This is a genomic window from Haloechinothrix sp. LS1_15, from assembly GCF_033042135.1.
Classification (GTDB): Bacteria; Actinomycetota; Actinomycetes; order Mycobacteriales; family Pseudonocardiaceae; genus Haloechinothrix.
This window is the reverse complement of sequence record NZ_WBXM01000003.1, coordinates 59,386-73,254: the sequence shown is the minus strand read 5'-3', so window position 1 is coordinate 73,254 and position 13,869 is coordinate 59,386. Positions and strand designations below refer to the sequence as shown.

Annotated in this window: 10 protein-coding genes and 1 riboswitch; of the genes, 1 reads left to right on the top strand and 9 read right to left on the bottom strand. The window is 70.2% G+C overall.

Going from position 1 to position 13,869, the window contains the following annotated elements; all coding sequences use genetic code 11:
* Positions 1 to 20 precede the first annotated feature (20 nt).
* The 3 genes from F8178_RS05535 to F8178_RS05525 form a co-directional block, all read right to left on the bottom strand.
* Entirely contained in the window at positions 21 to 2,195 is a 2,175-nt protein-coding gene (locus F8178_RS05535; RefSeq protein ID WP_317493570.1) for a prolyl oligopeptidase family serine peptidase, read from the bottom strand.
* 319 nt (positions 2,196 to 2,514) lie between these two features.
* Positions 2,515 to 5,154, bottom strand: a complete 2,640-nt coding sequence (gene lanKC / locus F8178_RS05530; RefSeq protein WP_317493569.1) for a class III lanthionine synthetase LanKC — start codon at positions 5,152 to 5,154, stop codon at positions 2,515 to 2,517.
* A 3-nt stretch (positions 5,155 to 5,157) separates the two neighbouring features.
* The gene (locus tag F8178_RS05525; protein ID WP_317493568.1) at positions 5,158 to 5,406 is read right to left on the bottom strand and encodes a hypothetical protein; all 249 of its coding nucleotides are present in this window, start codon (positions 5,404 to 5,406) and stop codon (positions 5,158 to 5,160) included.
* A gap of 225 nt (positions 5,407 to 5,631) precedes the next feature.
* On the opposite strand from F8178_RS05525, the gene F8178_RS05520 reads away from it, so the two are divergent.
* Positions 5,632 to 6,078, top strand: a complete 447-nt coding sequence (locus F8178_RS05520; protein ID WP_317493567.1) for a hypothetical protein — start codon at positions 5,632 to 5,634, stop codon at positions 6,076 to 6,078.
* Positions 6,079 to 6,333: 255 nt separating this feature from the next.
* On the opposite strand, the gene ectA is transcribed toward F8178_RS05520, so the two are convergent.
* The 6 genes from ectA to F8178_RS05490 all read right to left on the bottom strand — a co-directional run bounded on the left by ectA (position 6,334) and on the right by F8178_RS05490 (position 13,829).
* Positions 6,334 to 6,834, bottom strand: a complete 501-nt coding sequence (gene ectA, locus F8178_RS05515; protein WP_317493566.1) for a diaminobutyrate acetyltransferase — start codon at positions 6,832 to 6,834, stop codon at positions 6,334 to 6,336.
* Positions 6,835 to 6,923: 89 nt separating this feature from the next.
* Positions 6,924 to 8,033: a ribonucleotide-diphosphate reductase subunit beta gene (locus F8178_RS05510; RefSeq protein ID WP_317493565.1), complete on the bottom strand. Its 1,110-nt coding sequence runs from the start codon at positions 8,031 to 8,033 to the stop codon at positions 6,924 to 6,926.
* Between the two features lie 94 nt (positions 8,034 to 8,127).
* Complete coding sequence (locus tag F8178_RS05505; RefSeq protein ID WP_396344981.1) at positions 8,128 to 10,614, bottom strand: ribonucleoside-diphosphate reductase subunit alpha; 2,487 nt, start codon at positions 10,612 to 10,614, stop codon at positions 8,128 to 8,130.
* Between the two features lie 158 nt (positions 10,615 to 10,772).
* A riboswitch (cobalamin riboswitch) is annotated at positions 10,773 to 10,990 on the bottom strand.
* Positions 10,991 to 11,072: 82 nt separating this feature from the next.
* The gene (locus F8178_RS05500; protein ID WP_317493564.1) at positions 11,073 to 12,290 is read right to left on the bottom strand and encodes an acyl-CoA dehydrogenase family protein; all 1,218 of its coding nucleotides are present in this window, start codon (positions 12,288 to 12,290) and stop codon (positions 11,073 to 11,075) included.
* Complete coding sequence (locus F8178_RS05495; RefSeq protein WP_317493563.1) at positions 12,290 to 13,351, bottom strand: phosphotransferase family protein; 1,062 nt, start codon at positions 13,349 to 13,351, stop codon at positions 12,290 to 12,292. The genes F8178_RS05500 and F8178_RS05495 overlap by 1 nt, the downstream gene beginning before the upstream one ends.
* 25 nt (positions 13,352 to 13,376) lie before the next feature.
* Positions 13,377 to 13,829 (bottom strand): MaoC family dehydratase, encoded by a 453-nt coding sequence (locus tag F8178_RS05490; RefSeq protein ID WP_317493562.1) that lies wholly within the window; start codon positions 13,827 to 13,829, stop codon positions 13,377 to 13,379.
* Positions 13,830 to 13,869: the final 40 nt, after the last annotated feature.

The following is a 13,869-nucleotide window of genomic DNA, read 5'->3' as shown; positions in this document are numbered from 1 at the left end:
GTCCCCACCGCTCGGCGCGATCACGCTACCCGCTCACCGGGATCCAGACCGGCCTGCGCGGCGAGGAAGGCGAGCACCTCGGCGGTGATCGCGATGCCCGCGCCGCGCGCGGTGGCGCCGTGGCCCAGCTCGGGGATCGAGCGCAGTAGGATCGGGCGTCGGTCCGATGTGGCGTGCTGCAGCGCCGCGCACTGCTTCCACGCGTGCCACGGTGGCACGCGGGTATCACCTTCCTTGGCCAGCAGCAGCGTGGCCGGGTACGCCGTGCCCGGCCGCACGTGGTGGTACGGCGAGTAGGACAGCAACCACCCCAACTCCTCGGGCACGTCGGCGCTGCCGTACTCGGCGCGCCAGTGCCTGCCCAGACCGCCCCGCTCGTATCTCACCATGTCCAGCAGCGGCGCCACGCACGCGACGGCGCGGTACAGCTCGGGACGCTGCACCGCGGCAGCTCCCATCAGCAGCCCGCCGTTGCTGGCGCCGAGCAGGCACAGCCGCGACGGGTCCGTCCAGCCGTGCCGGACCAGCCACCCGGCCGCGGCGTGCACATCGGCGATGGCGGCGGGTTTGCGTGCGCGGCTGCCCGCGCGATGCCACGCCTGGCCCTCGTCTCCCCCGCCGCGCACGCACGGCACCGCGGCGAGGCCGCCTGCTGCCACCCAGGTCAGCAGCTCGGGGTGATACCGGGGCGTCATGGCCACGCCGAACCCGCCGTAGGCGGTCAGCAGCAGCGGCCGCGGCCCTGGCGGGCGCTCGACGTCCGGTCCAGGGAGCAACAGGAACATGCGCACCGGCGTGCCATCGGCCGAGCGGTAGCTGACCTGGCGGGTGACGACGTCGCCTGCCGCGCCCGTGACCCGGTTCGCGATCCCGGAGTCGCGCCTGCCGCGGCGGGTGTCGTAGCGGGTGTCGTAGCGGATGGCAGTGGCTGGCGTGAGGTGGTCGGTATAGCCGAACCACAGGTACGGCCCGCCGGGCGGCTGCTCACCGAGCCGGGTGACCGTGCCCGCGCCCGGCAGCGGGACCGTGCCCCGGCGCTTGCCCGTGGTGGCCTCGTGCAGCGCGAGCTCGTGCACGCCGCGGCTGCGGTGGGCCACCGCCAGCAACCGCCGTCCCCTTGCGCCGGTCAGCGGCGCGAACGCGTCGATCGTCGCGCCCGCCGCCGGGGTCACCAGCTCGTGCCAGTGCCGGGGGTCGGGTTCGGCCGGGTCGGTGACACAAACGCGGCCGCGCGCCGCGTCGAGGGTCGTGAGCAGGTACAGCAGGCCGTCGGGGCCGATTCGGGCGGATGTGCGGGCCTCCGGCTCTCGCTGCACAGGCAGGAACCGCGGCGACGTGATATCGCAGGCGGCCAGGTCGGCTATCCACAGCTCGGTGCCGGCCGCTGGCCCCTCGAACGCGGTGACCAGCAGCCAGCGCCCACCCTCAACGGCCACCCGGTATCCGGTCGGCGGCGGGTGGTTCGCACCGAAGACGAGGGGGTCCCCGGTGGCCGCCTTGCCGAGCCGGTGCAGCCACACACGGCGATTCCGGGTGAGGTGCGCGGCATCGCCGCGTATAGCCGCGCAGGTGGCCTCCTCGCTGCGCACGTAGTAGAAACCGGACCCGTCGGGCAACCAGGCGACCGGGGAGTAGCGCACGTGATCGATGGGTCCGTCCGCCAGCGCTCCGGTGTCCACATCGATCACCCGCAGCTCGGCACGTTCGGTGCCACCGGCGGAGAGCTGGTAGGCGAGCAACCGGCCGTCGGGGGCTGGTTCCCACGCGTCCAGCGTGGTGGAACCGGTGGGGTCGATCGCGCACGGGTCCAGCACCACCCGCGCACGCCTGGTCCCGCCGGGCAGCTCGCCTTCGTCGACGACCAGCACCGGGTGATCCGCCGCGGGTTCCCCGCGCAGCCAGAACGTGCGGTCGCCGCGGCGGACGGGCACCGAGCGGTACCCGGCGGCCTCCAGCACCGCGAGACTGCGCCGCCAAGCCACGTGCCCCGGCAACGACGCCAGGTGGTGCTCGGCGACCGCGCGCTGCCGGGTCAGCCACGCGCCGGTCCGGACGCTGCCGGAGTCCTCCAGCCAGCGGTAGGGGTCGGCGACACGGTAGCCGTGCCGTGTCTCGACCAGTTCCTGCCGCCACGCCGCCGGGTAGGGGGCACGGCCCACCCCACCCCCCTGCGGGCTCCCGGTTCCGGGGTTCATGCATCACCTCCTTGCCGAACGGCGTGGGGGTGCAGCCGGAGTCGGCGGCACCCCCACGTGAACCGGGTGACGACCTACTTCTGATCGGTGTTGTTGCACCCGATGCTGAGGGTGCTGTACGGCATCTCCTCGCCGGTGTCGGCGGCCAGGTTCTGCAGCGCCAGGATCTCGGACATGGTGGTGCTCCTTTCGTGAACTTACGGCTTTCTGTTCGGTTACCTCTGATCACTGTGGATCGATATCGCGGCGTTCTCCCGCCGCGGGGGCGCTCGCGCCCCCTGCAGGGCGCCGATGCGTGTCACGGGATCGCGCATCCTGATCACCTCCCGTGCCCTGCTGTCGCGTGGTCGGGATGGCCGGTGCGGCCCGGGGGGCCGGCCCGCACCATCCGATCGAGGGTGAAGAACTGGTCGTGGTTGCCGTGCAGCACGCGGTGCAGCGCCAGCAGGATCCCGGACGATCCGCTCCACAGCTCGGCGCTGTACCGCAGCGATCCCTCGCCGAGGAAGCGGATCCCGTCACCGGCCGGGACGGCGTACTTGAACAACCCCTTCGCCAGGCGCAACGGCTCGTGCGGATCCGTGACACCGGCGTGTGCCCCGTCGTCGGCCATGGCCAGCACCAGCCCGGCCAGGCCCCGGTACAGGCCGGGCTCCGCGGTGCAGATCTTGGCGGTATGCCGGGCGGTGCGCGGCAACGCGGCCGACAGGCGCTCGTCGTCGAGCAGGGTCACGTAGCGGGTCAGCACCGTGGTCACGCCACCCGAACCTGCGGCGAGGTAGCTCATCGCCCGGTCGGTGACCGCGTCGTCGGGGAAGCCGAGCGCATCCCCCGGCAGCGCGATGGCCCTGTCGAGCTCGGCGTGCAGCAACCCCGCGCCGTGCGCCAGGTAGCGCTCCTCGCCGGTCACCCTGCCCAGGTAGTACAGGAACAGCGCGAGCCCAGCCCTGCCGCGCAGCAGGCCGACGGCGTCGTGAGGACCGAGCGTCGGTGTCGGGCTATCGATGCCCAGCAGCGAGTCGCCGTAGGACGCCGCCCGTTCCAGCAGCCCGGCGTCGCCGGTGTGGGCGTGCAGGGCCAGGTGGGTCAGCCCGATCCCGGCGGCGCCCTCGCCGAGCGTGGTCGACAGCAGCGTCAGCGGGTGCCGTGCGGCGTGGTCGAGCAGATCACCGGCCTCGTCGAGCAGTCCCCGATCAGCCAGCACCCAGGCCAGGCCCGCGGAGCCGACGTGCAGGCCCGGTGGCAGGTGCTCGCGCTGCTCCAGCGCGTCGCGCCGTAGCCGAGCGAGTACCGGCTCCGGCACTTCCACCCCCGCGTGGTGCAGCGCGTGCACCACCCCGGCGGTGCCGTAGGCGACGCAGCTGGTGTTGCTGGTGTGCCCGCGTGGCACGGTGGGAAACACCCGGTTCGGGTTGGCCGGATCGGCGGTGCGCAGCAGGTCCCGCGCGATACCATCGGCGAGTTCGGCCAGCCACCTGCGCGGCCGCGCGGCGACTTCGTCGGGCGTGGGCAGGTGAGCGTGCCGGCCACCGGTGCGGCCCGCGCGGTAGTTGCGGGTGGCCAGCCGCCACAACCGCGCGGGGATAGGGGCCGCCTCGGCCAGCTCGGCATGGAGGTGCTCGAGGCAGCCGGGGCTGCGCTCTGCCACCGGGTGCATCGGCCACAGCAGGAACAGCGCCAGCGCCGCGAAGCCGTACTCGTCCTGCGCGAGGGGGTCGTCGCTCGGGGCCCCCCCCGGCGGGACGAACCCGCCGGTTCCCATAGGCACCGGCGGATCGGTCACGGGCGAGGCCGCCTCGAAATCAACCAGCCGCACGTCCCCGTCCGGTGTGACCAGCACGTTGCCCGGGCTGAGGTCGCCGAACCGGTAGCCGAGCTCGTGCAACCGGTCCAGCTCCCGGCGCAGCCCGTCGAGCAGGCTCAGGCTGCGGGCGTAGTGGGCCTCGTCGTGCGCGCGGGTGCGGTCGGCGGCGAGCGCGGGGTGGTCGGTGGCCAGCATCCGGTACAGCGGTGTGCCGGTGACGAACTCGGTGACCAGGAACTCGTGCTCCCATTCCCGGAAGTAGTCGAGCGGTTCCGGGCAGCGGCCGGGCGCGGCGGCATGGACACCGCACAGCACCTCGTGTTCCCTGCGCAACCGCTGCTGCGCGGTGCTGTGGTCCCAGAACAGCCCGTTGTGGGCGCGGGCTTCCTTGAGGAACACGCGGCGGCCGGTGGCGGTCTCGGCCTCGTAGGTGCCTCCGGCGTTGCTGTGCGCGACGGCCCGCAGCACGCGATACCCGCGGATGCGGATGGACCCGTCGCCGGACGGCGCGTTGTCGGGGGGCGGCCACTGTTCACCGAACGGATCGGTGATCCCCCCTGGCAGCGTGAACCCGGTGCCGCGGCGGTCTTCGACGTGCTCCCCGGACCCGTCGCGAACCAACGTCTCCGCCGAACCGTCGGGTCGCACCCTGGCGGGTGCGCGGAAGGCACCGTACCGGTAGTGCACCACCCGCGAATCCCGGTAGCGGCGGTCGGTCAGCACATACGGGCCACGCTCGCCGGCCAACTCGCCAGCCAGCCGGTCCATCAGCCGCCGCGCTGACTGCTCGTCCGGCGGGTAGCAGGTGCAGAACTTGCCAGACTGCGGGCGCGGCCCGTGCTTGTGGTGCAGGTGCAGGAAGAACAGCTCGGCGGAGAGGTGCTTGAACGGCACGCGCTCGGCCACGCACGCCGCCGCGACGGTGTCCAGCACGTGCTGGGCACGCTCCAGCCGCGCAGACACGTGGACCTTCCATCCCTGCTCCGGGCCGGTGTCGCGGGCGGGCCGCCACGCCGTCCAGATGCCACTGTCGGTACGTAGCCATCCCCTCGGGACGGGGTGCGGCCGGTATTCCCGGCCGCGCTCGCTCGCCCGCTCGATCGGCTCGTAGAACTCGGTGCCTGCGAGCGCGTAGCTGTGCTGGGGAATCGCCATCGCTCATCCCCTCCCTTGGCGTGCCAGCAACTCGGCTCGGCGGCGGGTGAGGTGTGCCAGCGCCAGCTCGCTCACGCGCTCGGCCCCGGTGGTGGCCTCGGCGGCGAGGTGCCGGTGCACGGCGGCCAGCCTGCCGTAGTAGCCTGCCACCTCGGCGGCTCCGGCGCCCCGTGCGGGGCGGTGCAGGCCGAGGCAGGTCAGCTCGGACAGCGTGTTGGTGGGGCGGTTCCCGCCCGCGGTGACGTCCCGCATCGCGACCTCCTGATGTCTGGTGCTGGACATCAGCGTGCTGGAGGAGGCGGCGGGATTCCGTCACGGCGGTGACGCTGACAGTGTCACGTCCGCGACAGTCGTGGCGGCCGGTGCTCGCCGCGCGGCCGCCACGACGGGCCGACAGGGTACCGATGAGTCCCACCCCGCCACACGGTCGGTACCGGCGACAGTGATGCGGACAGCACACAGTAAGGAGACGCCATCATGACCGCGAACCACTCCGACGACCGGCAACCTCAGCCCGACGAGCAGCTACGCGCCCTCGACCGCCTGGTCGGCCGCTGGCGGATGTCCGGCGACGTGACGGGCGAGACCCGCTACTCCTGGCTCGACGGCGGGTTCTTCCTGAGGCAGGACGTCGACGTCACACTGTTCGGCCAGCACGTCACCGGGATCGAGATCATCGGTCGCGAGAAACCGTTCGGTGTGGAGCAGCCGGGCGAGGACATCAAGGCCCGCTTCTACGACAACCAGGGCAACACCCTCGACTACATCTACGAGCTCGACGGGGACACGGTCACCATCTGGGGCGGGGAGAAGGGCTCACCCGCGTACTTCCGCGGCGAGTTCAGCGCCGACGGCACGACCCTGGCCGGCGACTGGGTCTGGCCGGGCGGCGGCTACCACGCCGTACACACCAAAGTGGACTGATATCCCGGTCAGCCGGGGTGCCGCGCGGTCGCCCCCGCCGTGGGGACCGTCGTGGTGTTGCTCACCATTGCCCCGCAGGTGCCCTCGGCGCGATCGCGGTCGGCTTCGCGTGCGCGGCCGTGGTACGCGAGCGGCGGCGGTCGCGATGACGCGGGTGGTGTCGCTGGTGCTGGCCGCCGTCACGGTTGCCTCGCGGGTGCTGCCGATCTGCTCCCGCTGTGACGGCAAGGCGGGGTCACGCGCCTCCGGTGCCGGTCAGCTCACCTGCGGTGGGGCCAGTGGACCGATCACGTACTCGTCCTCCGGCTCGTGTGGCTCGGGGAAGTCGCTGGCCGCGAACAGCTCGCGCCCGGTCATCTCCGCGTTCCACCGCGCCGCGAACGAGCGGAACATCGCCAGCGAGGCTTCGTTGTCCGGAGTGACGGTGGTGGCGAGGTACCGCACACCCTGGGCGGTGACCCTGGTGAACAGGTCGTCGAGCAGCCGCCCCGCGAGACCCTCGCCGCGCTGCGAGGCGTCCACGGCCACCTGCCACACCATGACCGTGTCGTGGGCTTCCTGCTTGCGGTAGCCGAGCACGAAGCCCACGACCTCGCCGTCGCGGCGTGCCACCACCGAGGTTCCCGCGAAGTCCACGCACCACATCAGGTAGGCGTACGAGGAGTTCAGGTCGAGCTTGCCCGAATCCCGTGCCACGCGCCACAGCGCGGCACCATCGGACTGGGCGGGCTTGCCGATCGTCACCTCTCCGGACATGTCACCACCATCTCGACGGACACTCGGGCATCAACGTAACAGACGGTACCGGCGGTGCGGGCGGGCCACACCGCCGGTACCGCGTGGCACTAGTTCCAGTCGAGGCCGGTGCCGCTCCGGTAGTCGGTGACGCGGGTCTCGAAGAAATTCTTCTCCTTGGCCAGATCGACCGCTTCCGACATCCACGGGAACGGGTTGCCGACATCGTCGAAGACGAGATCGAGCCCGAGCTGGACGCAGCGGCGGTTGGTGATGAACCGCATGTACTGCTCGCACAGCTCGGCGTTGAGGCCCAGCATGCCCCGCGGCATGGTGTCACGGGCGTAGGCGATCTCCAGCTCACAGCCCTCGGCGAGCATCTCGCGCACCTCACGCTGGAAGGCCGACCCCCACAGCTGGGGATTCTCCCGTTTGATCTGGTTGACGCAGTCGATACCGAAGTTCAGGTGCACGGACTCGTCACGGAGGATGTACTGGTACTGCTCAGCGATTCCGACCATCTTGTTCCGCCTGCCGAGCGAGAGCACCTGGGCGAAACCGGTGTAGAACCACATGCCCTCGACGACCACGTAGAAGGCGATGAGGTCACGCAGGAACTCCTGGTCTCGCGCTACGGTCCCGGTGGCGAACGAACTGTCCTGCAGGTGCTGCGTGTAGCGCAGCGCCCAGGCATCCTTGTCGGCGATCGACGGTACCTCCCGGTACATATTGAACAGCTCACCCTCGTCGAGGCCGAGACTCTCGCAGATGTACTGGAAGGCGTGGGTGTGCACCGCCTCCTCGAAAGCCTGGCGCAGCAGGTACTGTCGGCATTCCGGGTTGGTGATGTGCCGGTAGACGGCGAGCACGAGGTTGTTGGCCACGAGTGATTCCGCTGTGGCGAAGAAGCCGAGGTTGCGCTGCAACATCAGCCGCTCGTCGCCGGTGAGCCCGTCCTCGCTCTTCCACAACGCGAGATCGGCGTGCATACCGACCTCGGTCGGCATCCAGTGGTTGGCACAGCCCGCGAGGTACTTCTCCCACGCCCAGTGGTACTTCAGCGGGAGTAGCTGGTTGACGTCGGCACGGGCGTTGATCATCGACTTGTCGTCGACGGTCACGCGGGCCGCTCCCCGATCGATGGTGCCGAGCCCTATCGCCCCCGCAGGGTAGGTGTCCGTGGTGTCCGTGGTGGTCGCGTCGCTGGCGGATGGCGTCATGTGATGCTCCTGACAGTGCTGTCGCGGTGGTTGGCTGGCCGGCTACTGCGCTTCGTCGCGGGCGGTGCGTGTCGCCGCATCGCAGGCGCGCCGGTCACTGGCACGCCTCGCAGTCCTCGTCGCCGGTGCCGCAGGAGTAGGTCACCGTGGCTGGGACGGCATTGAGCGCACCGTCGGCGCGGTCCAGCGTGCTCTTCTCCACGCGGGTGGCCGCCCGCGTGCGCAGGTAGTAGGTGGTCTTCAGCCCCTTGCGCCACGCGTGCCGGTACAGCTCGTCGAGCGCGCGGCCGCTCGGCGTGTCGATGTAGAGGTTCAGCGACTGTGCCTGGTCGATCCACTTCTGCCTGCGCGAGGCGGCTTCGACCAGCCACCTGCTGTCGATCTCGAACGCGGTGGCGTACAGCCGCTTCAGCTGTTCCGGCACCCTGTCGATCGTGGCGAGGCTGCCGTCTTGCCGCTTGAGCTCAGCGGCGATCTCTTCGTCCCACAGGCCGTGGCGCTTGAGGTCCTCGACGAGGCACGGATTGATCACGGTGAACTCGCCGGACATGTTCGACTTGACGTAGAGGTTGCGGAACACCGGTTCGACCGAGGGCGACACGCCGCAGATGTTGGCGATGGTCGCCGTCGGCGCCACGGCCAGCACCGTGGAGTTACGCATCCCCCGCTGCCGCACCCGCTCACGCAGTGCCTGCCACGCGAGGGTGGTCGATGTGTCGACATCGCACTCGCCGTCCTCGCGGGATCCGGCGAGCAGCCGGAGCGAGTCGATGGGGAGTATCCCTTCGCTCCACAGTGATCCTTCGTACGACTCGTACCTTCCCCGCTCGGCTGCCAGCCTGCTCGACGCGTCGATGGCGTGGTAGCTGACCAACTCCATGCTGCGGTCGGCGAACTCCACCGCCTGCTCGCTGTCGACGGGCGCGCCGATCGCGAACAGCGTCTCGGCATAACCCATGACGCCGAGACCGATGGGGCGGTGCCGCAGGTTCGCCGCCCGTGCCTCGTCAACGGTGTAGAAGTTGATGTCGATGACGTTGTCGAGCATGCGCACGGCGGTGCGCACCGTGCTTTCCAGCAGGCGATCGTCGATCCGGGCACCGGAGAGGTGCGCGGCCAGGTTCACCGACCCCAGGTTGCACACCGCCACCTCCTCAGCACTGGTGTTCAGGGTGATCTCGGTACAGAGATTGGAGGAGTGCACCACACCCGCGTGGCGCTGCGGTGAGCGCAGGTTGCAGGGATCCTTGAAGGTGATCCACGGGTGGCCGGTCTCGAACAGCATGGTCAGCATGCGCCGCCAGAGGTCAACCGCCCGCACCGTCCGGTGCACGCGGATCTCGCCGCGTCGCGCCGCGTGCTCGTAGGCGCGGTAGCGCTCGGCGAACGCGTGGCCGTAGAGCTCGTGCAAGTCGGGTACCTCGTCGGGGGAGAACAACGTCCACTCGCCGTCGGTGACGACCCGCCGGAGGAACTCGTCCGGCACCCAGTTCGCGGTGTTCATGTCGTGGGTCCGCCTGCGCTCGTCCCCGGTGTTCTTGCGCAGTTCGAGGAACTCTTCGATGTCGATGTGCCAGGTCTCCAGGTAGGCACAGGCCGCACCCTTACGCTTGCCTCCCTGGTTGACCGCGATCGCGGTGTCGTTGGCGATCTTGAGGAACGGCACGACGCCCTGCGATTTCCCGTTGGTGCCCGCGATGTGTGCACCGAGCCCGCGCACCGGCGTCCAGTCGTTGCCCAACCCGCCCGAGTACTTCGCGAGCAACGCGTTGTTCCGGTACGAACGGAAGATCGCGTCCAGGCTGTCGTCTACAGTGGTCAAGAAGCATGAGGACAGCTGGGGGCGCGTGGTGCCCGCGTTGAACAGCGTCGGTGTGGATGCCATGAAGCGGAACGTCGACAGCAGCTCGTAGAACTCCACGGCTCGGCGGTCGGGGTCGTCCTCGCGAAGCGCCAGCCCCATGGCCACCCGCATGAAGAACGCCTGTGGCAGCTCGTAACGGATCCCACCGTCGTGCAGCAGGTACCGGTCGTACAGGGTGCGCAGCCCGAGGAACTCGAAACTGAGGTCCCTGTCCGGCACCAGCGCAGCGCCCACCCGTGCCAGGTCGAACCGCGCCATCGCGGGATCGAGCTGGCCCAGCTCGACGGCGCGATGTACGAACGCGGTGAAGTAACCGGGGTAACGTTCACGCATCTGCTCCTGATCCGGCCGGTGCGACGCGCCAGGTCGCTCAGCGGTCGACCCGCCAGCTACGGCAGCCGCCAGGTAGGACAGTGCCTCCCCGCGCAGCGTGTCCAGCAGCAACCGCGCGGTCACCCGGGAGTACCCGGGTTCGGTCTCGATCAGCGTGCGCGCGCTCATGACAAGTGCCTCGTCGAGTTCCGCGGCGCTCATCCCGTCGTACAGGCACGGCCAACAGGCGTCCAGCACCGCGGCCGGATCCACCCCGTCCACGTCCCTACAGGCCTGCTCGACCACCGCCCGCACCCGGCTAGCGTCCAGCGGGTACCGCGCTCCCCCGGCGTCGACGATCGACACCTCGGGGGGCGATGGTGCGGCGTACAGCGTTTCGGTCACCGTTGCTCTCCTCTCGCGAGCTCGAACGACGATGCCCGGTACCTCGACGCGAGCGCGCGAGAGCGCGATGACCACCCCGGCCACCGGCACGGCCGGCTCCCGGTGCCACCGGATCGCCTGCGCGGACCCACCCTCGAGGTCCCGGACGGCGCGCACCGCGTGGTGCGCGCACCGATGGCAGGTCTTCGGACTCGCGGGCGTTCGGCCACGCCGGCCGTTCCTACTGGCCGTCGCTTCCCAGGCGCGGCGCGCCCAGTGCGTGATGACGGCGGTCGTTCCCACTCACCGCTGCGGGGCAGTCCCGGATTCGCACCGGGTTCCCTGTTGCCACACCGGGTGCGGCGGCACCCGGTGAACCATCGGCAGCATGCACCCTACATGTTGGGGCCGCCGGAGCAACGACTCCCATATAGGCGTGTCGCTTGGGGGTGGCGATGAATCTCGCGGACGGCCGCGGCTCAGCCGGTCCGCTGGTGTTTGCGGAGTTCCTTGCGGCCAAGGGAGGCTTTGTGCACCTCGTCGGGGCCGTCGGCGAAGCGGAGGGTGCGGATGCCCGCGTACCATTCGGCCAGCGGGGTGTCCTGGCTCAACCCGGCGGCGCCGTGGATCTGGATAGCCTTGTCGAGGATCCATTCCACAGTGGCCGGGGTGGCGACCTTGATGGCCTGGATCTCGGTGTGCGCGGCCCGGTTGCCCTCGGTGTCCATCAGCCACGCGGCTTTGAGTACGAGCAGCCGCAGCTGCTCGATCCGTACCCGCGTCTCGGCGACCCAGTCACGGATCACGCCCTGCTCGCCGAGCGGACGACCGAAGGCGACGCGATCGCCCGCGCGCTGGCAGGTCAGCTCGAGCGCGCGTTCGGCGATGCCGATCGAACGCATACAGTGGTGGATCCGTCCCGGCCCGAGCCTGGCCTGCGCGATGGCGAACCCGTCGCCCTCGTTGCCGATCAGATTATCCGCCGGTACCCGCACGTCCGAGAAGGACAGCTCGGCGTGTCCGCCGTGGTCGCTGTCGTCGTAACCGAACACCGTCATGCCACGCTCGATCGTCAGCCCCGGCGTCTCACGCGGCACCAGGATCATGCTCTGCTGGCGGTGGGGATCGGCTTCCGGGTCCGTCTTGCCCATCACGATGAATACCGCTGCCTCGGGGTTCAACGCCCCGGTGATCCACCACTTGCGACCATTGATGACGTACTCGTCGCCGTCGCGGGTGATGCTGGTGGCGATGTTGGTCGCATCGGAGGAGGCCACCTCCGGCTCGGTCATCGCGAACGCCGAGCGGATGCGGCCGTCCAGCAGCGGCTCCAGCCACTCCTTCCGCTGCCGCTCGGTGCCGAACATGGACAGCACCTCCATGTTGCCAGTGTCCGGCGCGGAACAGTTCAGCGCCACCGGCGCCAGGCGAGGGCTACGCCCGGTGATCTCGGCCAGCGGGGCGTACTGCAGGTTCGTCAGCCCGGCACCGTCGTCGCCGGGCAGGAAGAAGTTCCACAGCCCCCTGGCACGCGCCTGCTGCTTGAGCTCGGCGACCACTGGCACCGTGGCCCACGGGTGCTCGCGCCGGGTCAGCTGCCTGGCGAACTCCGGCTCCGCCGGGTAAACGCACTCGTCCATGAACGCCGTCAGCCGCGCCCGCAACTCCTCGGTGCGCTCGTCGAACGCGAAATCCATCAGCTCTCCTTCACCGCGTCCAGACCGGACGCCACGATCGGTTCCACGACCGCACCCACTGATTCGAAGCCGGAGCCGACGGTCGCGCCTTGGGTGTACCGGTAGTGGATCCCTTCCAGGATCACGGCCAGCTTGAAGTGCGCCAGCCCGAGATAGAAGCCCATGTCGGGCAGGCTGCGCCCGGACGCGGCCGCGTAGGCTGCCAGCATCTCGCCCGGTTCCAGGAACCCCGGAGCGTCACCGGCATCGGCCACCGCGTCCGAACCCCGGATCTCCGACAGGCCGCGGTAGGTCGCCAGCAGCGCCACGTCGGTAAGCGGATCCCCGAGGGTGGCCATCTCCCAATCCAGCACCGCGGCGACCTCGTCGGCATCGTCGATCAGCAAGTTGTCCAGCCGGTAGTCACCGTGCACGATCGCGGGCGGCGCGTCCGCGGGAACCCGGCGCTCCAGGCGCACGTGGAGCTCGTCGATACCGGGCACCTCCCTGCTGCGGGAGGCGTCCAGCTGCTTGCGCCAGCGCCGCACCTGGCGCTCGAGGAATCCCTCGGGCCTACCGAAATCGCCCAGCCCGACCGCGTGCGGATCCACCGCGTGCAGCCGCGCCAGTACCTCCACCATGCCGGCGCTGATCGATCGGGTCCGCTCACGACCGAGCTCGCGCAACTCCGTGTCCCTGCGGTAGGTCCGGCCCGCGACGCGCTCCATGACATAGAACGGCGCGCCGAGAACGGCAGTGTCCTCGCACAGCACGACGGTGGCGGGAACGGGAACCTCCGAACCCGCCAGCGCGCTGATCACCCGGTACTCCCGGCCCATGTCGTGCGCGGTCGCCAGCACATGCCCCAGCGGCGGCCTGCGCACCACCCAGGACGAAACACCATCGGTGACACGGTAGGTCAAGTTCGACCGGCCACCGGTGATCAACTCCCCACGCAACGGTCCAGCGACCAAGCCAGGAACGGCGCCGTCCAGGTACTCCCGCAACGCGGCCAGGTCCAGCCCCGGCAGCTCCGACGGCTCCGACGGCTCCGACGGCTCCGACGACACGGCATCACTCATCGACACTCCCCTGCTCGGTCGCTGATCAGGGCACTAGCAACGCGACGGTCTCGGCCACACACGCCGGTTTCTGCGCGTCTTCGAGTTCGATGGTCACCCGCGTGACGACCTGCGCGCCCTGCTCCCCTCGGGTGACCTCCACCAGCTCCAGCCCCGCTCGCACGCGCGAGCCCACCGGAACCGCCGAGGGGAAGCGCACCTTGTTCAACCCGTAATTGACGCCCATGCTCAGGCCGTCCACCCGGTAGACCTGATGTGCCAGGTGCGGGATGAGCGAGAGCGTGAGGTATCCGTGCGCGACAGTGCCACCGAACGGTCCCCGTGCCGCGCGCTCGACGTCGACGTGGATCCACTGGTGATCATCGGTGGCATCGGCGAACTGGTTCACCCGCTGCTGGGTGATCTCCAGCCAGTCGCTGTATCCCAGGTGCTCACCCGTCGCCGCGGCCAGCTCGTCCAGCCCGGTGAATACCCGCACGCTGCGTCACTCCCTTCCGGCCGGGGCCGCCAGGCCGCGG